We start from the raw sequence: 20,036 nt of genomic DNA, 5'->3' as shown, positions 1-20,036 counted from the left end.
GTTGAGCCTGGGCCTGTTGGCCTTGTATTCCGTCGCGCCCCCCTCTGTCCTGCCGGCCATCTCCCCACAGAGGGGGATGGGAAGAAACGCCGGCCTGATTTTTTTTGGCTTCGTTCTAACCTTTCTCCTCCTCCCGCTCACCGCCCTTGCCGCCGAGCTGCCGGCGCTGACCGGACGGGTTGTCGATGGTGCCGGCATCATCGATGCCGCGACCGAGGCGGCGCTGACGCAGAAGCTTGCCGATTTCGAGACCAAGGGTTCCGACCAGATCGTCGTCGCGACCATTCCCAGCCTCGACGGTGAAGAGATCGAGCCTTACGCCAACCGGCTGTTCCGCGCCTGGAAACTCGGCCAGGCGAAGGAGAACAACGGCGTCCTGCTTCTGGTGGCGCCGAACGACCGCAAGATGCGCATCGAGGTCGGCTATGGGCTGGAAGGCACGCTGACCGACCTGCACACCAAGCTGATCATCGAAAACGACATGGTGCCGGCCTTCCGTGCCGGCGATTTCTCAGGCGGCATCAGCAAGGCCGTCGACGACATGATCATGGTGCTGGAAGGCAATCCCGAAGAACTGGAGGCGCGCGGCGAGCGCAACCAGCAGCCGCCGTTCAACAGCGACGATCTGTTCTTCACGATCTTCATAGCCATCTGGGCAATCATCTTTTTCGGCGGCCTCGCAGCCTCCATCCTGCCGCCGATCTTCGGCCAGAAGATCGGTCCCGGCCGCTATCGCTGGCTGGGCATGACCTTCGAGCCAAACCGGCGGTCGTCCAGCGGCTGGTCGGGAGGTTCCGGCGGGGGATGGTCGTCGGGTTCAAGCGGTGGCGGGTTTTCCGGCGGCGGCGGTTCGTCCGGCGGCGGCGGCTCTTCGGGAAGTTGGTGACGAGATGACAAGACACGCCATCAGCCCGGTGGAATCCGGCCGTTTCATCAAAATGATCGGCACCGCGCTTATGGCCATGGCTGTGCTGCTGGTCGGCTTCGCGGCTTTCGCGGCCGAGCTGCCGGCGCTGACCGGACGGGTTGTCGACAATGCCGGCATCATCGATGCCGCGACCGAGGCGGCGCTGACGCAGAAGCTTGCCGAGTTCGAGACCAAGGGTTCCGACCAGATCGTCGTCGCGACCATCCCCAGCCTCGACGGCGAGGAAATCGAGCCTTACGCCAACCGGCTGTTCCGCGCCTGGAAACTCGGCCAGGCCAAGGAGAACAACGGCGTCCTGCTTCTGGTGGCGCCGAACGACCGCAAGATGCGCATCGAGGTCGGCTATGGGCTGGAAGGCACGCTGACGGACCTGCACACCAAGCTGATTATCGAAAACGACATGGTGCCGGCCTTCCGTGCCGGCGATTTCTCCGGCGGCATCAGCAAGGCCGTCGATGACATGATCATGGTGCTGGAAGGCAATCCCGAAGAACTGGAGGCGCGCGGCAAGCGCAATCCGGCGAATGACAATCCTGTCGATCCTATCTTCATGCTGTTCATCGTCCTGTGGGCGACGATGTTCTTCGGCGGCTTGGCAATGGCGTTCCTGCCGCCGATCTTCGGCACGAAACTGTCGCCGGGCGTGTACAAGTGGCTGGGCATGACGTTCCGCTACGGCCGTGGGCCAGGTTCGTCATCCTCCGGTGGCGGTGGCTGGACGTCGGGGACCTCGTCCGGCAGTGGCTGGTCGTCTGGAAGTTCCGGCAACGGTTGGTCGTCCGGAAGTTCCGGCGGCGGGTTTTCAGGCGGCGGCGGTTCGTCCGGCGGCGGCGGTTCTTCAGGAAGCTGGTGAGACATCAATCATGGCAACACGACCGATCAGCCCCGAGGATCATGAGCGCATCGCCGATGCGATCCGCGCTGCCGAATCAAAGACCGACGGTGAGATCTACTGCGTCGTGGCGCATGCCAGCGACGGCTATTTCTTCCCGGCCGCTTTCATGGCGATGCTCGGCATGCTCGTCGTCAGTCTCGGCGTCGGTTACGGGCTGGAAGCCTGGTGGCTGTCGATCCGCTTGCCGCATTTCGTCATCGCCGAGCTTCTGGCGCTTGCCAGTGTGCTCATCCTGTTGTGGGCTTTGCCCGCATTGCGCATCCATTTGGTGCCGAGGCGGCTGCGCTACCAGGCCGCCCACGCCAATGCGATGAAGCAGTTCCTTGCCCGCAACGTCCACCGCACCACGGCGCGCACCGGCGTGCTGGTGTTCGTCTCGATCGCGGAGCGCTACGCCGAGGTGGTCGCCGACAGCGGCATCGATTCTCTTGTCGGCCAGCATGTCTGGGACGGTGTCGTCCGCGACCTTACGGCGCATGCCGGCGACGATCGGCTTGCCGAGGGCTTCGTCAAGGCGATCCAAGCGGTCGGCGCGGTACTGGCCGAGCATTTTCCGGTCTCGACCGGCGACAGCAACGAACTGGACGACCATCTGGTCGAGATTTGATCTCGCTGAAAGCAGTTTGCAGCGTCTCAAGGACGCACCGTTCGGCTGTGTGAAAGCATCGCGGCGGCTGACCGGACTCTTGCAATCGGGCGCGGCGGGTTTATGGTTAACCAATCATGAATACGCTGAGCATCGACATCAGGAAAGCCGAACCGCGCGATGCAGCCGCCATCGCCGACGTGCATCTCGAGGCCTGGCGCGGCGCCTATTCGGGCATCATCCCGCACCGCACGCTGACATCGATGATCAACCGTCGCGGCGCCGACTGGTGGGCGAATGCCATTCGCCGCGCCGCCACCGTCCTGGTCGTCGAAATCGGCGGCAAAATTGCCGGCTATGCGACGATCGGCAAGAACCGCGCCCGCGAACTCAGGCAGCAGGGCGAGATCTACGAACTTTACCTGCGGCCGGAATATCAAGGCATCGGGCTCGGCAGCCGGCTGTTCTCGGCTGCACGGGCACGGCTGGCCGACCATGGCCTGAAAGGCATGGTGGTCTGGGCGCTGGAAGACAATCAGAACGCGCTTGCCTTCTATGCCGGCGCCGGTGGCCGCGATGTTGCCGAGGGCGTCGAGATCTTCGAGCAGAAGGCGCTGAAGAAGGTCGCTTTCGTCTGGGAATGACGGCCAGCGCATGATCCGGCCGGTTCCCGGTCGGACGATCTCCCCAGTACCATTCGCCGCATTGCACCATTCGCCGCCGCCCGCTATCGATCTTCAATCGAGAGAGGGATAAAGCGATGCGTATCGAAGCGATTGCCAGCGGAAAGAACCCGCCCGAGGACGTCAACGTCATCATCGAGGTGCCGATCGGCGGCGAGCCGATCAAGTACGAGATGGACAAGGAAGCCGGCACGCTGTTCGTCGACCGCTTCCTGCACACGTCGATGCGCTATCCCGGCAATTACGGTTTCGTGCCGCACACGCTGTCGGGCGACGGCGACCCGATCGACGTGCTGGTCTGCAACACACGCGCGCTGGTGCCGGGCTGCGTCATCAATGTGCGGCCGATCGGCGTGCTGGTGATGGAGGACAATGCCGGCCAGGACGAAAAGGTGATCGCGGTGCCTTCACCCAAGCTGACCTTGCGCTACGAGGACGTCCACGAATACACGCAGCTGCCTGACATTACCCGCCAGCAAGTGCAGCACTTCTTCGAGCACTACAAGGATCTCGAACCCGGCAAATGGGTCAAGATCGAGGGCTGGTACGATGCCGCCTATGCCAAGAAGATGATCGTCGAGGCAATCGAGCGGGCCAAGCGCAAGTAATTGACCGGCGCAAATAATCAGTTGTCGACGCGGCCGAAAGCGGGCGTGTTGCCAAGCAGTTCACGCTTGTCCTTGCCGCAGGCGAAGGTGCGTGCCTTTTCGTCGGCAAGCTTGCGCGCCTGATCGTTGGCGGCGGGATTGCCGGTGGCGAGCACAAGGCCGATCGTGCAGCCTTCGTGGGCGTCAGGCTGGGCAACCTTGGCGACGATCAGCACTTCCGTCGACTTGTTCTCGCCCTCGGTATCGCTGATCGAGCGACGATGAATGACGGCGAAGGGAATGGCAGTGTTGCCGTTGGTTTCGATCCGCCACTCGACTTTGGGTCCAGCCGAATTGAGGCCGGAAAAGCTTTCCCAGACCGTGGTCATATCGCCAGGTGGAAAGCCGTAGAACAGCGATTCCCGCGCGTCGTCATAGGAAACCAGCACCGGGTAACCGCGGTAGCCCGAACAGGCGAGATCGGCCCAGTCGCCGTCGCCTTCTTCCGCCTGGGCATAGGTGACGCAGTCCTTTTCCCAATCGAGATCGGTATAGACGCTGGATATCTCGCCGGCCCGGGCCGCCTGGCAGAAACCGGCGAGGACAAGCAGGATCAAAAGAGCGCGCATGGCGGACAACTCGGTTCGGCTGCCGCAGCGTACCGTCAAATTTAACAGCAGCCTAGACGAAGCCAGGCTGCTCACAGTGGTCTGGTAAACGGAACACTATTTCTTCAAGCTTGCCTCTATCAGAAGGTCGGCGTTGCGGGCCACCGACTGCGCCGGTCCGCCGGCACCGAACAGCTGGCCGCTAATATAGGCGCCCTCGATCAGCAGCAGCAGCCCGTCGCCCAGCGTGTCGGCGTCGCCGGCGCCCATCGCTGCCGCCATGGCGCGCAGGCGCCGGCGCAGTTCCTGCTTGTTGGCCTCGCTCACGACGCGGGCCGGATGGCCATGTTCGGGATATTCGACCGCGGCATTGGTCATGCCGCAGCCGCGATAGTCGGGCCTTTGCGTGCGCTTGCCGACACGCGTCAGGAAGGCGACGATCTGCGCGCGCGGATCGCCGGGATGGGCATCCACCGCCTCGTCGAAACGCTCCCAGAATTCGAGGTCATAGTGCCGGAGGTAGGATGCGGCCAGCTCATCCTTGGACGGGAAGCTGCGGTAGAGGCTGGGCTTGGTGACGCCGGCACGCCGCACGATCTCATCGACGCCGATCGCCCTGATCCCTTGCCTATAGAACAGGTCGCGCGCCACCTGGAGGATCCGTTCGGCGGCGCGAGGCGGCGGTGCGTCATTCGCCTTGATCGTTGGTTCAATGCTTTTCATGCCTGGTCTGCCGATTGCCTGGTTGACAATGTTACCGGTCGGTACGTATGTTTCGCGCTCCTGCAACGTACCGGTCAGTAACATGATAGCTCAATCCCGTCCGTTTGGCCAGCGCTACGCTTTCGTCGTGGTCGCCGTCATCTTCCTCTGCCTGCTCATCGCGGCGGGCCTGCGTTCGGCGCCGGCAGTCATGATGCTGCCGCTGGAGAACAGTTTCGGCTGGCGGCGCGACGTCGTCTCGCTGGCGGCGGCCACCGGCATCTTCCTCTATGGCCTGACCGGGCCCTTTGCCGCAGCGCTGATGGAGCGGATCGGGCTGCGCCGCACATTGCTTGCCGCGCTGCTTTTGATGTCCGGATCGACCGCGCTCAGCCTGCTGATGACCAAGCCATGGCATCTGCTCCTCACCTGGGGCGTGTTTTCCGGCATCAGTTCGGGCGCTGTCGCCACCGTGCTCGGCGCGACCATCGTCAACCGCTGGTTCAAGACCAATCGCGGCCTGGTGATGGGACTGATGTCGGCCTCCAGCGCCACCGGGCTGCTGGTCTTCCTGCCGCTGCTCGCCTCGCTCGCCCAGTCGGGCGGCTGGAAGCCGGTCGCCATTGCCATTGCCGTGGCCACCGCCGCCTTGGTGCCGCTGGTTTATATGCTGGTGCCGGAGCGTCCGGCCGCGATTGGCATGGTGCGTTACGGTGCCGAGGCCGACGACGTGCCGCCGGCGCCGCCGGCCGCGCAAGGCAATTTCCTCGCGCATACACTGAGCACGTTGCGCCGCGCCGCCGGTACGCGTGTGTTCTGGTACCTGTTCGCCACCTTCTTTGTTTGCGGCTTCACCACCAACGGGTTGGTCGGCACGCACCTGATCGCCTTTTGCGGCGACATGGGCATCGGCGAAGTGCAGGCCGCAGGCCTGCTCTCGATGATGGGCATTTTCGACCTGATCGGCACGACACTGTCGGGCTGGCTCACCGACCGGTTCGACCCACGCAAGCTGCTCGGCGTCTATTATGGCATCCGCGGCCTGTCGCTGATCTATTTGCCCTATTCCGGCTTCTCGGCGACCAGCCTGATCATCTTCGCCGTGTTTTACGGACTGGACTGGATTGCCACGGTGCCGCCGACGCTGCGGCTTTCCAACGAGGCGTTCGGCGACCGCAGCGGGCCGATCGTCTTCGGCTGGATCGTCGCCGGCCATCAGGTGGGTGCGGCAACGGCGGCCTTTTTCGGCGGCACCATGCGCGAGCTGCAAGGCAATTACGAGCTTGCCTTCCTGATCGCCGGCATGACGGCAATAGCCGCCGCCTGCATCTCGCTGCTGATCAACACCGCCCGCCCGGCGTTTGATCCGGAACCGCAGGCGGCTTGAGCTGCGACGGCTGAGCGCGAATCTCCCCCTCAAGGAGGGAGATTCACCAGCCTGTTCACTGTTATCAAACCTTCATCGTTTCGAAATGTGCCTGAAACATTGAAGCTGGAGCTTGGCGGCGACGTTCAACGCCATCCAGGAGACAGCCATGAACAAGATTTCGATGACGCGGCGCGCTTTCGTCACGTCGGCCAGCGCCGTTGGCCTGGCCGGCGTCTCGGGTCTCGCCCTTCCGTATTACTCGCGCGCCAATCAGCGTCCCGCCTTCACCCATGGCATCCAGTCCGGCGACGTCGACGCCACCAGCGGCATGGTCTGGACGCGCACCGACCGGCCGTCGCGCGTCATGTTCGAAGTGTCGTCGACGGAAAGCTTCGCCAATGCCGTCCGCCTGGCGCCGCTCGATACCTCGCCGGCCAGCGATAATACGGTGAAGCGGCTGCTTACCGATCTCGCCTCCGACCAGGACATCTTCTACCGCATGGTCGCGGCCGATCTTGCCGACATCAATGCCGTTTCAGAGCCAATCGTCGGCCGCTTCCGCACGGCGCCTGCGTCGAAGCGCGACATTCGTTTCGCCTGGTCGGGCGACACCGCCGGCCAAGGCTGGGGCATCGACGAGACCGGCATGAAGACCTACGCCACCATTGCCAAGCACACGCCCGACTTCTTCCTGCATTCGGGCGATACGATCTATGCCGATGGCGCGATGAAGGACGAGGTCGACCTGCCCAACGGCGGCAAATGGAAAAACACAGTGCTGATCGACGAGAAGCGCAAGGTTGCCGAGACGCTGGACGAATACCGTGGGCAGTGGAAATTCAACATGATGGACAGGCATGTGCTGGCGCTCAGCGCCATCTGTCCGACTTTCTATCAGTGGGATGACCACGAGGTGCTGAACAACTGGTCGGACTCGAAAGACCTGAGCGCCGACGATCGCTACACTGAAAAATCCATCCATGTGCTGGCGGCACGTGCGGCGCGCGCCTTCCACGAAATGACGACGATCCGTTACGAGCCGTCGGAGCCCGGTCGCGTCTACCGCAAGATCGCCTATGGTCCGCTGCTCGACGTGTTCTTCCTCGACATGCGTTCCTACCGCGGCCCCAACGGTCCGGATATGCAGGAGACGATGACGCCGCAATCGCGCATTCTCGGGGAACAGCAGATCAAGTGGCTGAAGCGTGAACTGGCGAATTCCAACGCAACCTGGAAAATCATCGCCGCCGACATGCCGCTCGGCCTCGTCGTCTGGAATGACGGCAGCAAGAAGGTAGGGGCCGAGGCGGTCAGCAATGGCGACAATGGCCCGGCCAAGGGGCGTGAGCTGGAAATTGCCGACCTTCTTCGCTATATAAAGAATGCGGGTATCAGCAACACCGTCTGGCTCACCGCAGACGTGCATTACACAGCCGCGCATTACTACAATCCGGACAAGGCGCAGTTCCAGGACTTCAATCCGTTCTGGGAATTTGTTTCGGGTCCGATCCATTCCGGCACGTTCGGGCCTAATGGTTTCGACATGACATTCGGCCCGGAGCTGAAGTTCATAAAGGCGCCGACTGCCGAACAGGGTCAAAACCTGCCGCCGTCGGCTGGCCTGCAGTTCTTCGGGCTCGTCGACATCGATGGCGCCACCGAGCAGTTGACGGTGCGGCTGATGGATCGCGACGACAGTGAACTCTACAAGGTCACGCTCGATCCGGTGCGGTCGGCGTGAGCAACTGCGCCACTACCCTCGGGCCAGCCCGAGGGTAGGACGTGTATCAATCGGGATAGCAGACGACGGGAATGTTGGGCCAGACGGCGCTGTCGCATCCGGCATTTTGCTGCCGCTGCTTGAACGCTGCGCTGACCGGCCCAGTCACCACCGGGTCGACACCGTCGGGTGCATCGGCAAAAAGCTGCTCCGCCGACCGCTTGTCGGACGGCAAAGCAGACCGCGTCTCCTTGAACGACGCCGCTGACTGCGCCGCGCCTGCCGCGAGGAGGACGGCGAGCGCGGTACATGCCAAAATCGGCCTGAGTTTGATGCCTATCTCGATCATGAAATTCGAACTGTCCGGACCATGAAAGGTTCCGCCTTGGTTAATAATTCCACTTCACACCAAGACATTTAAGATTTGGTGACTTTATTTGGTGGCTCGCCTCCTCTTTCGCAATTGCGAAAAACCCTGTATGAGCCGCCCAACCGAAAGAGGCAGCGCCTTTTGGCCTGCTGCCTGCAACGCTCCCGAGACCGAAACATGAAAATCCGCAATATCGCGATCATCGCGCACGTCGACCATGGAAAAACCACCCTCGTCGACCAGCTTCTGAAACAGTCCGGCTCGTTCCGCGACAACCAGCGCGTCGCCGAGCGCGCCATGGATTCGAACGATCTCGAAAAAGAACGCGGCATCACCATCCTGGCCAAGGCGACCTCGGTCGACTGGAAGGATACCCGCATCAACATCGTCGACACGCCCGGCCACGCCGACTTCGGCGGCGAGGTCGAGCGCATCCTGTCGATGGTGGATTCGGCCATCGTTCTGGTCGACGCCGCTGAGGGGCCGATGCCGCAGACCAAATTCGTGGTCGGCAAGGCACTCAAGGTTGGACTAAAGCCGATCGTCGTCATCAACAAGATCGACCGGCCGGATGCCCGCCATGTCGAGGTGGTCAACGAGGTGTTCGACCTGTTTGCCGCACTTGACGCCACCGACGAGCAACTCGATTTCCCGATCCTTTACGGTTCAGGCCGCGACGGCTGGGTCTCGGAAAACCCCGAAGGTCCAAAGGACCAGGCTCTGGCGCCGCTGTTCGACCTCGTCATCAAGCACGTGCCCGCGCCGACCGTTCATCCCGGCCCGTTCCGCATGATCGGCACCATCCTGGAAGCCAATCCGTTCCTCGGCCGCATCATCACAGGCCGCATTGAATCCGGCACGCTGAAATCCAATCAGGCGGTCAAGGTGCTGCATCATGACGGCACCCAGGTCGAAACCGGCCGTATCTCGAAAATCCTCGCTTTCCGCGGGCTCGAGCGCCAGCCCATCGACGAGGCGCAGGCGGGCGACATCGTCGCTATTGCCGGCCTGTCGAAGGGCACCGTCGCCGACACGTTCTGCGACCCGCTGGTGACGGAACCGCTGCATGCGCAGCCGATCGATCCGCCGACCGTGACGATGTCGTTCCTCGTCAACGATTCCCCGCTGGCCGGCACCGAGGGCGACAAGGTGACCAGCCGCGTCATCCGCGACCGCCTGCTGCGCGAGGCCGAAGGCAATGTCGCGCTGAAGATCGAGGAATCGCCGGACAAGGATTCGTTCTTCGTCTCCGGCCGCGGCGAGTTGCAGCTGGCCGTGCTGATCGAGACGATGCGCCGCGAAGGTTTTGAGATCGCCGTGTCGCGGCCGCGTGTCGTCATGCAGAAGGGCGAGAACGGCGAATTGCTGGAGCCGGTCGAGGAAGTCGTCATCGACGTCGACGAGGAGCATGCCGGCGTCGTCGTGCAGAAGATGTCGGAGCGCAAGGCCGAAATGGTCGAGCTGCGCCCTTCGGGCGGCAATCGCCAGCGCATCGTCTTCCACGCGCCGACGCGCGGCCTGATCGGCTACCAGTCGGAGCTGCTGACCGACACGCGCGGCACCGCCGTCATGAACCGGCTGTTCCATGCCTATGAACCCTACAAGGGCGAATTGCCGGGCCGCACCAACGGCGTGCTGATCTCCAACGAACAGGGTGAATCGGTGGCTTACGCCATGTGGAACCTGGAAGACCGCGGCCCGATGGTCATCGACCCCGGCGTCAAGGTCTATCAGGGCATGATCATCGGCATCCATTCCAGGGACAACGACCTCGAAGTCAACGTGCTCAAGGGCAAGAAGCTGACCAACATCCGCGCCGCCGGCAAGGACGAGGCGGTGAAGCTGACGCCGCCGATCCGCATGACGCTGGAACGCGCGCTGGCCTGGATCCAGGACGACGAGCTGGTCGAGGTGACGCCGAAGACCATCCGCCTGCGCAAGCTCTATCTCGACCCGAACGAGCGCAAGCGTTTTGAGAAGTCGGCGAAAGTGGTCGGCGCGGCGTAGAGGGCAATATCGCGCAATGAGCGGTAAACTCGTCACGGCTGTCATATACGACAATCGACCCGAGGCCGAAGTTTGCGTGTCGATGCTCGACGCGTATGGAATTTACGCTCTCGCGAATTATCTTCTCGACACTGGCAGGCTCGGCTTGATCCATGTGCAAGTCGCCGACAGCGATCTCGATGCGGCCAAGGGTTTGATTGGCTCGGCCTCCAAAGAGGGCGACTGACCCCTGGCCGCAACTGTCTCTGATTACGGATTCCCTTGCCGTCGCCTCATCCACCTGCAGCCGAAATGATATCGTCCCGGTCTGGTTCGCCAGACAGGTGGATGCGGATCGCCGTTCCCGCCCGCGCCGACCGGCGCAAGGCTTTGGCCCCGTCCGGACCAACCACCAGCAATCGCTTCTCTTCCCAAACCTGAAGCCGCGATCGCGGGACACCGAGTTCGCTGGCCAGCAACCGGTCGAGCCGCAGCGCTGTCGGCATTTCGAGCCCGAGCTGAAGTTCGAGAGTGCTGATGTTTTCCGGCCTGTCCCCGAGCACCTGCTTATGAACGGCGGCTTCAGGAAACTCCTCAACGCGCCCGATCCTGCTTCGCAATGCGGCAACATCGAAAGCATGGCGCAGCGCCAGGACCGGATCGTTGCTTTCGAGCGCCTGCAATATTGCCGGTTCGATATCGCGGCGGCTGCAGCGCTCCAGAATGCCGAAATTCCAGGAATTGTCGCAGTCGATGCAGCGGTAGATCAACCAGGCGTCAATGCGCTTGCCATTGGCATTGACCCGGAATTTGCCGCTGCAGCGATAGGCTTTCAGGCCGCCGCAGCGATTGCAATTGAGGTGAGGTCGAGGTGCGGTTTTGGGCGCGATCGCCCAGCGGATACGCAGTGTCGAAGACATGCCGAAAAGCCCTTCCCGTCGGGAAGTTCGTCAGATCGGCGATATCGAGAACCCTTGCGGGCACGGCGTGGCGGGAGACTGCGGCAGTTGGAAATCAGGTGTCGCGGGTGGCTATGCGCGACAGCGGTTCAGCAGTGCCAAACCGGTCTCGAACCGCCACCCTGAGGAACACGTGAGGTGAAAACGGGCATCGCGAGTGCGACGCCCTGCTCTGTGTTGGGGGAGTTGACGAGACCGGCGGTTACGTAGGCAAAGTGAAGCTCGGAAAGGATTTCGGGACGACATCTCTAGCCGTGAGGCGCCTGGCCGACAAGCCTTCTTTCGGTAGACGCTACCGTCGCCGGAACAGTTGGGTTATGTTGAATGACCCAAACATTTCACACGAGACCGCGTCATGCATTTCACGTCGCTGCTGATTTTTGCCGGCGCCCTGCTTGTTGCCGCCGGCTCGCCCGGCCCGTCGATCGCCGCTCTTGTGGCGCGGGTCATCGCAAAGGGCTTTCGCGACGTGTTTCCGTTCCTGCTTGCCATGTGGATCGGCGAAGCGATCTGGCTGTCGCTGGCGGTGTTTGGCCTCGCCGTGGTGGCGCAGACGTTCCACTTCGCCTTTGTCGTCGTGAAATGGGTCGGCGTCGCCTATCTCGGCTGGCTTGCCTGGAAGATGTGGACGGCACCGGTCGAGGCGAAGGAAGGTTCGCTGCCACGCGAAGATTCGCCCGCCAGGCTGTTCTTTGCCGGCATGGCGGTGACGCTCGGCAACCCCAAGATCATGATGTTCTATCTGGCGCTGCTGCCGACCATCATCGACCTCGGTTCGGTCAGCATGGTCGGCTGGGTCGAGCTGACGGCGACCATGGCCGTGGTCCTGGTCGCCATCGATTTGACATGGGTGCTCGCCGCATCGCAGGCGCGCAAGCTCTTGAGGAGCAAGCGGGCGATGAAGATCGCCAACCGCGTCAGCGCCGGTACCATGGCCGGCGCTGCGGCGGCGATCGCCGCGCGGTCTTGAGCCGGGCGTCTCAACCCATTTCGATTATCGGCGCAATCTCGACGCTGAAACCCGGGTCCGTCAGGATAGGACAATCCTTGGCTTTGCCGACGGCATCGTCGATGTCATTTGCTTCGATGATGGTGTAACCGGCGGTCGGATTGCTGCCGCCATTGTTCTCGACCTTGCCGCCGGGCAGCACGGTCTTCGACATACCGACTGGATTTCCACCGTCGACCACGGCTGAGCCAAGCTTGCCGTACCAGCCGTTCCAGGCATCCATTGCTGCCTTCCGTTCGGCCTCCTCGGTCGGCATCTTGCCCGAGCCGTGATAGACGTAGAGAAATTTCGCCATGTTCTCCTCCTTTGATCGGCGGCATCGAACCGGCATGCGGTCATGCCGCATGCCGCATGCCGATCATCGGACCAAACCGGCAAACAAGCAACGAGAATGCGAAGTAGCTAATATAATGTGCGGTCGGCTCGCAATGGCGGTGCCCTATCGCGCCATCGCGTGGTATTCATCGTTCGGCCGCATATCGATTGCCGATGCCAGCCGGTTCGACATGTTAAAGAACGCCGCGGTCGAGGCGACGTCCCAGATGTCGCGGTCGGAAAAGCCGACTTGCCGCAGCGCCGACCGGTCCGCTTCGACGATCTTTGCCGGCTGTTCGGTCAGCTTCACCGCGAATTCGAGCATGGCGCGTTGCCTGTCCGACAGCTCGCCGGCGCGAAAATTCATCACCATCATCTCGCCGAAGGCCGGGTCGCCGGAAAGCTGGCGCACCGCCGCGCCATGCGCGACCAGGCAATAATAGCAATGGTTGACCGACGAGACCGCCACCGCGATCATCTCGCGCTCGAGTTTCGACAGGCCGGATTCACCCAGCATCAAATCATTGTACATGTCGGTGAAAGCGCGCAGCTTCTTCTCGTCGAAGGCATAGGCGAGCAGCACATTGGGAACGAGGCCGAGCTTCTCCCGGCATTTGGCGAAATAAGCCTCGGTCGCGTCGCTCAGTTCCGCCGGTGCCAGGTCAAGCGCGGTGATTTTGTCCGTCATGGCGGATTTCTCCTCGTTTTTCGCCAGGCTGCCGGTGAATTCCGACATTTCGTCGCAAGCCGTCAAACCTTTGTCGCCAAATACCGGTCATCTGTTAGCATAGCCGCAAAAACATGTGACGGGAGGGATTCATGGCCAGCGTAAAGTCAGCGAGCCGGTTGAAAAAGGCCGGCTTGACGAGGGGTGAAGCCGCGGGCGGCGAAAAGCCCGGCAGGCTTGCCGATTACTTGCTGGCCCGAGCTCCGGCCGAAGATGTCACCGCCTACGATGTCATCGATCTCGAACGCGCTGCCGAACTCGCCGGTCGCGCCGTCGCCAGGCACAAGAAGGACGACTGCGTCGTTGCCATAGACGTCGATTCCGGTGTCGTCCGCCAGGGCCGGCCGATGACGGTGATCACCGTCGTCAACGACAACATGCCGTTCCTGTTCGATTCCGTCCTCGGCGAGATTACAGAAAGCGCCGGCGAGCCGCTGCTGGTTACCCATCCGGTCATCGTCGTCAGGCACGGCAAGAACGGCGTCGAGGAAATCCTCGGCGATGGCGGTTATGCCAAGGGCGACCACAGCCATGACCGGCTGAGCGTCATCCATGTCCATATCGGCCGCCTTTCGGCCGAGCAGGCCGAAGGCCTGGCCGCGCGCCTGACCAAGCTGCTCGGCCAGGTGCGCGCCGCCGTCACCGACTGGAAGCCGATGCTCGCCCGTCTCGACCGGGCGATCTCGGAATTCCGCTACTCGCCAGTGCCGCTCGACAAGGCCCATGTCACCGAGGCGATCGCCTTCCTCGAATGGCTGCGCGACGACAATTTCACCTTTCTAGGCATGCGCGAATTCAACTACACCGGCGGCGAGACGAGCGGCATGCTCGAGCGCGCCGAAAAGCCCGGCCTCGGCATCCTTTCCGATCCCGACGTGCTGGTGCTCAGGCGCGGCACCGAAGCGGTGAGCACGACGCCGGAAATCCGTGCCTTCCTGCATGGGCCGGAACCGCTGATCGTCACCAAGGCCAACGCCAAGTCATCGGTGCACCGCCGCATCTACCTCGACTACATCGGCGTCAAGACCTACACCGGCAAAGGCGTGCTTTCAGGCGAGCTCCGCATCGTCGGCCTGTTCACCTCGACTGCCTACACGCGCTCGGTGATGAAAATCCCCTACCTGCGCTCGAAGGCGGAAACCGTCATTGCCAAATCCGGCTTCAATCCAAGCGACCATTCCGGCAAAGCTTTGATCAACGTGCTGGAGAGCTATCCGCGCGACGAGCTTTTCCAGGTTCCGGTGCCAATCCTGCGCAAGCATGCCGAAGCTATACTGGGCTTGATCGAGCGGCCGCGCGTCAGGGCATTGGTGCGTGTCGACCAGTTCGACCGCTTCGTCTCCGTGCTCGTCTTCGTGCCGCGCGACCGCTACGACAGCGTCGTGCGCGAGAAGATCGGCACCTACCTGAAGACCGTCTTCGAGGGCCGGCTATCGGCCTATTATCCGGCCTTCCCGGAAGGCGGGCTGGCGCGCGTCCATTTCATCATCGGCCGCTCCGGCGGCAAGACGCCGAAGGTCGAGCAGGCGACGATCGAGGCGGCGATCCGCGACATCGTACGGACCTGGGACGATGCACTGCGCGAGACCGCGACCGAGACCGGCGCCGATGCCAGACTCACGGCCATCGCCTCGCGTTTTTCGGAAAGTTATCGCGACAGTTTTCCGCCGGCAGTGGCGCTGGCCGACGCCCGGCGCATCGCCAGGCTCGATGCGTCAAATCCGATCGCCATCGACTATTACCGTCACGCCGAACAGAAGCCGCATCAGGCGGCGCTGAAGATCTATCACCATGGCAGCCCGGTGGCGCTGTCGCGGCGCGTGCCCGTGCTGGAAAACATCGGTTTCCGCGTCATCAGCGAGCGCACTTTCGAGGTCGGCGACATTCAATCCGGCATGATCAATGGTGATCAGCCCGGCATGGTCTTCATCCACGACATGGAACTCGAGAACAGCTACGGCAGGCCGATCGACCTCGGCAATGGCGGCGCGCTGTTCGAGGATGCGTTCCTTTCCGTCTGGCGCGGCGATGTCGACAATGACGGCTATAACGGCCTTGCCCAGACCGCCGGCCTGTGGTCGGGCGAGATCACTGTCCTGCGCGCCTATGGCCGCTATCTGCAGCAGGCCGGTATCCCGCAGAGCCAGGATTTCATCGCCGCCGCGCTCAACCGTTATCCCGAGATCGCCCGCGGCCTGCATGCGCTGTTCGTTGCCCGCCTCGGCCCGGCGGCTGAAACGGAAGGCGTCGTCCAGGCCAAACATCTGAAGGCCAAGATCACGGATGCGCTGGAAGACGTTCCCAACATCGACGACGACACCATCATCCGCCGTTATCTGAAACTGATCGAAGCCTCGCTGCGCACCAATCATTTCGTTGCCGATACAAAAGAGAAAGGCCAATCGCTGGCGATCAAGCTCGATTCGCAATCGGTGGACGGGCTGCCGGCGCCGCGGCCATGGCGGGAGATATTCGTCTACGGCTCCGAGGTCGAGGGTGTGCATCTGCGCTTCGGCCCGGTCGCGCGCGGCGGCCTGCGCTGGTCGGACCGTGCGCAGGACTATCGCACCGAGGTGCTCGGCCTGGTCAAGGCACAGCAGGTCAAGAATGCGGTGATCGTGCCGGTTGGCGCCAAGGGCGGCTTCTACCCGAAAAAGCTGCCGATGAGCGCTGGGCGCGACGCCATTTTCGAGGCCGGCACGGCCGCCTACAAGAATTACGTTTCCAGCCTGTTGTCGATCACCGACAATATCGGCCTGGACGGCGTCATTCCGCCGGCCGGCGTCGTGCGGCGCGATCAGGATGATCCGTATTTCGTCGTCGCCGCGGACAAGGGCACGGCGACCTTCTCGGACATCGCCAACGCCATCAGCGAAAGGCACGGCTTCTGGCTCGACGACGCTTTCGCCAGCGGCGGTTCGGCCGGCTACGACCACAAGAAGATGGGCATCACCGCCAAGGGCGCCTGGGAAGCGGTCAAGCGGCATTTCCGCGAGATGAACCGCGACATCCAAACCACGCCGTTCACCGTCGTCGGCGTTGGCGACATGTCGGGCGACGTGTTCGGCAACGGCATGCTGCTGTCGGAGCAGACCCGGCTGATCGCCGCCTTCGATCATCGCGACATCTTCATCGATCCCGATCCCGACATGGCCGCCTCGATGGCCGAGCGCCGGCGTATGTTCGCTCTCGCCCGCTCAAGCTGGCAGGACTACGACAAGACGAAGCTGTCCGAAGGCGGCATCATCGTCTCGCGCAGCCAGAAGTCGATCACCTTGCCGGCCGCCGCGGCTGCAGCGATCGGCCTCGGCAAGACAACGGCCACGCCGGTCGAGATCATGAGTGCCATCCTCAAGGCGCCGGCCGACCTTTTGTGGTTCGGCGGCATCGGCACCTATGTCAGGGCATCGGGCGAGACCAACCAGGACGTGGGCGACCGTGCCAATGACGCGATCCGGATCACCGCGCTGGAGCTGCGTGCCAAGGTCATCGGCGAGGGGGCCAATCTCGGCGTCACGCAGCGGGCGCGCATCGAGTTCGGATTGAATGGTGGCCGATGCAATTCGGATGCCATCGACAATTCGGGCGGCGTGAACTGCTCAGACGTCGAGGTCAACATCAAGATCGCGCTGGCTTCCGCCATGCGCAAGGGATCGTTGACCCGGACAGCGCGCAACAAATTGCTGGCCGAGATGACCGATGAGGTCAGCGCCCTGGTGCTGTCCAACAATTACCAGCAGACGCTAGCGCTGTCCCTTGCTCGTAAGCGCGGCCTTGCCGACATTGCCCATCAGAGCCGCTTCATGGAGGCGCTGGAGGCGCGCGGACTGCTCGACCGTGCCGTCGAGGCGCTGCCGTCGCCGGCGGCCCTTGCCGAGCGCGAGGCGCGCGGCGAGCCGCTGACCCGGGCCGAGCTCGGCGTGCTGCTTGCCTATGCCAAGATCGTGCTGTTTTCCGATATCGTCGCCAGCGACGTACCGAACGATCCACATTTCGACCGCGACCTGATGGGTTACTTTCCCGACCGCATGGCAAAGAAATATGCTGCGGAAATCCACGGCCATCGGCTGCGCCGCGAGATCATCGCCCGTGTCGTCGCCAACGATCTGGTCAATCGCGGCGGCCCCTCCTTCGTCAACAGGCTGCAGGAAACGACCGGCCGCAGTGCGGCCGATGTCGTGCGCACCTTCGCCGTGGTGCGGGATGGCTTTGCGCTGCCGGCGCTCTACCGGCAGATCGACGCGCTCGACAACCAGATCGACGGACAGATCCAGCTCGACCTCTATCAGGCGGTCAGCCGGCTGATCTATGTGACGAGCGGCTGGTACCTGAAGAACGATGCCGGCACGGCACCGCTCGGCCAGCGGATCGCCGAGTTGCAGGATGCGCGCAAGGCGCTGGAGCCGAAGCTCGTTTCGCTGCTGCCGGCCTTCTCGCGCGAGCGGATCGAGGAGCGGCGGCACGGCCTGTCAAAGGGCGGCGCGCCCGAGAGCCTTGCCGAGCAACTGGCGTTGACCGATGTGGCGGAACTCATCCCCGACATTGCGCTGACGGCGCGGACGGCAAATGCCGGCATTGTCGCTGCCGCCAAGGCGTTTTTTGCAGTCAGCGATGTCTTCCGCATCCCGCGCGTCGAAGATGCGGCGCGCTCGATCACGCCCTCGGATTATTACGATCAACTGGCGCTTTCTCGCGCCACCGACACGATCGGCGCGGCCAGGCGCGGCATCGCCGTGGCGGCACTCACCAGCCATGCCGAGGCGGCGGATCCGGTGACAGCATGGCTGGAGGCCGGCGGCGAACGGGTCGGCCGCATCCGCGAGCGGCTGCAGGCTCTGACCGAGGGCGGCGACATCACCGTGTCGAGGCTGTCGGTGGCGTCTGGCCTGATGAGCGACCTGACAGGGCTGTGAGACGTCTTCACATCACACGGGATTGCCGGGAAGGGCTGAGGCATAGAGCAAATGGCGCGCTGCTTTGGGGAGCGCCGGAGCATGATCACAAAAAGTGACGATCGGCTTTTGGACAAGATCGTGCTCAACAAGAAGACGGAGCGCCATTCCGATTCGATCGGCATTGAGCAAGCTCCAGCGGAGGGGACATGGCTGAGATGGCAGTGCAGCGAGCATCGGGACGCGGCATCTGGGGATGGATGCTGTTCGACTGGGCGGCACAGCCGTTTTTTACGGTCGTCACCACCTTCATCTTCGGTCCTTATTTCGTCTCGCGCATGGCCAGCAATCCGGAGACCGGGCAAGCGGCCTGGGGCTACGGCATTGCCGCCGCCGGCGTTGTCATTGCCGTTTTGTCGCCGGTGCTCGGGTCGATCGCCGATCAGACCGGACCACGCAAACCGTGGATAGCCTTCTTCGCCGCGGTCAAGATCACCTGCCTCACCCTGCTGTGGTTCGCCGCGCCCGGCTCTAATCTTTTTCTGGTCGTGGCCTTGTTCTCGCTGGCGTCGGTCGCGGCGGAATTCTCGACCGTGTTCAATGATTCGATGATGCCGCGCCTGGTGCCGAAGAGCGACATCGGCAGGATCTCGAACATGGCCTGGGGGCTCGGCTATCTCGGCGGCATGATCGCACTGATCTTCGTCGTTACCGTCATGGCCGGCTCGCCTGAAACCGGCAAGACCGTCGTTGGGCTCGACCCGATCTTCGGCCTCGACCCCAGGCTAGGCGAGGACGCACGCGCCACCGGACCGTTGTCGGCGGCCTGGTATTTCCTGTTCATTCTGCCGATGTTCTTCTTCACGCCTGATGCGATCAAAGGCATTCCAATCGGGCCGGCGGTACGCGAGGGCCTGTCGGAACTGAAGTCGACGCTGGCCGAAGTGCGCAAGCGCAGCGGCATTTTTCGCTTTCTCGTCGCCCGCATGATCTATCAGGACGGCGTCAACGCGCTGCTGGCGCTAGGCGGAACGTTTGCGGCGGCGATGTTCCATTGGTCGATTACCGAGATCGGCCTGTTCGGCATCATCCTCAACGTCGTTGCCATCATCGGCTGCCTGGTTGCCGCACGCCTCGACACAGCACTGGGTTCCAAGACCATAGTGATGATTTCGCTTGTCATGCTGAGCGTTGCCACGATCGGCATCGTCTCGACCGGACCTGGCTATACGCTCTTCGGCGCCTGGGTGATGCCCGGACTGGATGGCGGCGGATTGTTCGGCACGGCGGCGGAAAAGGCCTATATTTTCTACGGCCTGCTGATCGGGCTTGCCTTCGGGCCGGTCCAGGCATCGTCGCGCTCCTATATGGCGCGCAGCGTCACAGCAGCCGAATCGGGGCGCTATTTCGGCATCTATGCGCTGGCCGGCCGGGCAACGAGTTTTGCCGCACCCTTCATGGTGGCCACGATCACCCTGGCCAGCGGCTCGGCGCGGCTCGGCATGGCGGCGATCGTGCTGTTCCTCGGCGCCGGCATGGCGATCCTGATCGGCACGCCCTATCCGGCGGATCGGCCGGCGGAGTGAGCTGCTCTTCCCCTCTCCCACAAGGGGAAGCTATCGCATTCACACATCTGGGTTGCGCTTTGCGGCGAAGCTCGATTCTATTTCGGCCGGAAAAGCCGAAGGAGGGTTGAATGA

Annotated in this window: 18 protein-coding genes; 12 read left to right on the top strand and 6 right to left on the bottom strand. The window is 62.9% G+C overall.

What is annotated here, in order from left to right:
- Positions 1 to 76 precede the first annotated feature (76 nt).
- The 5 genes from NKJ46_RS30660 (at position 77) to ppa (ending at position 3,700) form a co-directional block, all read left to right on the top strand.
- Positions 77 to 886 carry a TPM domain-containing protein gene (locus NKJ46_RS30660; RefSeq protein WP_352670428.1) on the top strand — a complete coding sequence of 270 codons (810 nt, stop codon included), beginning with the start codon at positions 77 to 79 and terminating at the stop codon, positions 884 to 886.
- A 52-nt stretch (positions 887 to 938) separates the two neighbouring features.
- On the top strand, positions 939 to 1,781 hold the full coding sequence (locus NKJ46_RS30655; protein WP_352670466.1) for a TPM domain-containing protein: 843 nt from the start codon (positions 939 to 941) through the stop codon (positions 1,779 to 1,781).
- 10 nt (positions 1,782 to 1,791) lie between these two features.
- Complete coding sequence (locus NKJ46_RS30650) at positions 1,792 to 2,430, top strand: TPM domain-containing protein (protein ID WP_352670425.1); 639 nt, start codon at positions 1,792 to 1,794, stop codon at positions 2,428 to 2,430.
- A gap of 116 nt (positions 2,431 to 2,546) precedes the next feature.
- Complete coding sequence (locus NKJ46_RS30645; protein WP_023678138.1) at positions 2,547 to 3,053, top strand: GNAT family N-acetyltransferase; 507 nt, start codon at positions 2,547 to 2,549, stop codon at positions 3,051 to 3,053.
- Positions 3,054 to 3,169: 116 nt separating this feature from the next.
- On the top strand, positions 3,170 to 3,700 hold the full coding sequence (gene ppa, locus NKJ46_RS30640) for an inorganic diphosphatase (RefSeq protein ID WP_023721304.1): 531 nt from the start codon (positions 3,170 to 3,172) through the stop codon (positions 3,698 to 3,700).
- Between the two features lie 17 nt (positions 3,701 to 3,717).
- Here the strand turns inward: ppa and NKJ46_RS30635 are convergent, their stop codons facing one another.
- Both NKJ46_RS30635 and NKJ46_RS30630 read right to left on the bottom strand, forming a co-directional pair.
- A complete protein-coding gene (locus tag NKJ46_RS30635; protein ID WP_352670423.1) occupies positions 3,718 to 4,308 on the bottom strand; it encodes a hypothetical protein in 591 nt (196 codons plus the stop codon).
- Between the two features lie 96 nt (positions 4,309 to 4,404).
- Positions 4,405 to 5,010: a TetR/AcrR family transcriptional regulator gene (locus NKJ46_RS30630; protein ID WP_352670421.1), complete on the bottom strand. Its 606-nt coding sequence runs from the start codon at positions 5,008 to 5,010 to the stop codon at positions 4,405 to 4,407.
- 82 nt (positions 5,011 to 5,092) lie between these two features.
- Between NKJ46_RS30630 and NKJ46_RS30625 the strand changes: the two genes are divergently transcribed.
- Both NKJ46_RS30625 and NKJ46_RS30620 read left to right on the top strand, forming a co-directional pair.
- On the top strand, positions 5,093 to 6,376 hold the full coding sequence (locus NKJ46_RS30625) for an MFS transporter (RefSeq protein ID WP_352670418.1): 1,284 nt from the start codon (positions 5,093 to 5,095) through the stop codon (positions 6,374 to 6,376).
- A gap of 148 nt (positions 6,377 to 6,524) precedes the next feature.
- On the top strand, positions 6,525 to 8,099 hold the full coding sequence (locus NKJ46_RS30620; RefSeq protein WP_352670416.1) for an alkaline phosphatase D family protein: 1,575 nt from the start codon (positions 6,525 to 6,527) through the stop codon (positions 8,097 to 8,099).
- A gap of 46 nt (positions 8,100 to 8,145) precedes the next feature.
- Here the strand turns inward: NKJ46_RS30620 and NKJ46_RS30615 are convergent, their stop codons facing one another.
- On the bottom strand, positions 8,146 to 8,427 hold the full coding sequence (locus NKJ46_RS30615; RefSeq protein WP_352670413.1) for a hypothetical protein: 282 nt from the start codon (positions 8,425 to 8,427) through the stop codon (positions 8,146 to 8,148).
- A 198-nt stretch (positions 8,428 to 8,625) separates the two neighbouring features.
- On the opposite strand from NKJ46_RS30615, the gene typA reads away from it, so the two are divergent.
- The gene (gene typA / locus NKJ46_RS30610; protein ID WP_352670410.1) at positions 8,626 to 10,455 is read left to right on the top strand and encodes a translational GTPase TypA; all 1,830 of its coding nucleotides are present in this window, start codon (positions 8,626 to 8,628) and stop codon (positions 10,453 to 10,455) included.
- A gap of 16 nt (positions 10,456 to 10,471) precedes the next feature.
- Entirely contained in the window at positions 10,472 to 10,681 is a 210-nt protein-coding gene (locus NKJ46_RS30605; RefSeq protein WP_352474675.1) for a hypothetical protein, read from the top strand.
- A gap of 46 nt (positions 10,682 to 10,727) precedes the next feature.
- Here the strand turns inward: NKJ46_RS30605 and NKJ46_RS30600 are convergent, their stop codons facing one another.
- Positions 10,728 to 11,354, bottom strand: a complete 627-nt coding sequence (locus NKJ46_RS30600) for a DUF1062 domain-containing protein (protein ID WP_352670407.1) — start codon at positions 11,352 to 11,354, stop codon at positions 10,728 to 10,730.
- A gap of 394 nt (positions 11,355 to 11,748) precedes the next feature.
- Here NKJ46_RS30600 and NKJ46_RS30595 point away from each other — a divergent pair, with 394 nt between their 5' ends.
- On the top strand, positions 11,749 to 12,363 hold the full coding sequence (locus NKJ46_RS30595) for a LysE family translocator (RefSeq protein ID WP_352670404.1): 615 nt from the start codon (positions 11,749 to 11,751) through the stop codon (positions 12,361 to 12,363).
- A 10-nt stretch (positions 12,364 to 12,373) separates the two neighbouring features.
- On the opposite strand, the gene NKJ46_RS30590 is transcribed toward NKJ46_RS30595, so the two are convergent.
- Positions 12,374 to 12,697: a YciI family protein gene (locus tag NKJ46_RS30590; RefSeq protein ID WP_352670401.1), complete on the bottom strand. Its 324-nt coding sequence runs from the start codon at positions 12,695 to 12,697 to the stop codon at positions 12,374 to 12,376.
- Between the two features lie 144 nt (positions 12,698 to 12,841).
- Entirely contained in the window at positions 12,842 to 13,405 is a 564-nt protein-coding gene (locus tag NKJ46_RS30585) for a peroxidase-related enzyme (RefSeq protein WP_352670400.1), read from the bottom strand.
- A 131-nt stretch (positions 13,406 to 13,536) separates the two neighbouring features.
- Between NKJ46_RS30585 and NKJ46_RS30580 the strand changes: the two genes are divergently transcribed.
- Both NKJ46_RS30580 and NKJ46_RS30575 read left to right on the top strand, forming a co-directional pair.
- Positions 13,537 to 18,357 carry an NAD-glutamate dehydrogenase gene (locus NKJ46_RS30580; RefSeq protein WP_352670397.1) on the top strand — a complete coding sequence of 1,607 codons (4,821 nt, stop codon included), beginning with the start codon at positions 13,537 to 13,539 and terminating at the stop codon, positions 18,355 to 18,357.
- A 188-nt stretch (positions 18,358 to 18,545) separates the two neighbouring features.
- Positions 18,546 to 19,922 (top strand): MFS transporter, encoded by a 1,377-nt coding sequence (locus tag NKJ46_RS30575; protein WP_352670394.1) that lies wholly within the window; start codon positions 18,546 to 18,548, stop codon positions 19,920 to 19,922.
- The last annotated feature ends 114 nt before the right edge of the window (positions 19,923 to 20,036 follow it).

It is taken from the genome of Mesorhizobium sp. M0166 (genome assembly GCF_040322255.1).
Classification (GTDB): Bacteria; Pseudomonadota; Alphaproteobacteria; order Rhizobiales; family Rhizobiaceae; genus Mesorhizobium.
The sequence above is the reverse complement of the archived record's forward strand: the minus strand, read 5'-3'. Positions and strand labels throughout refer to the sequence as shown.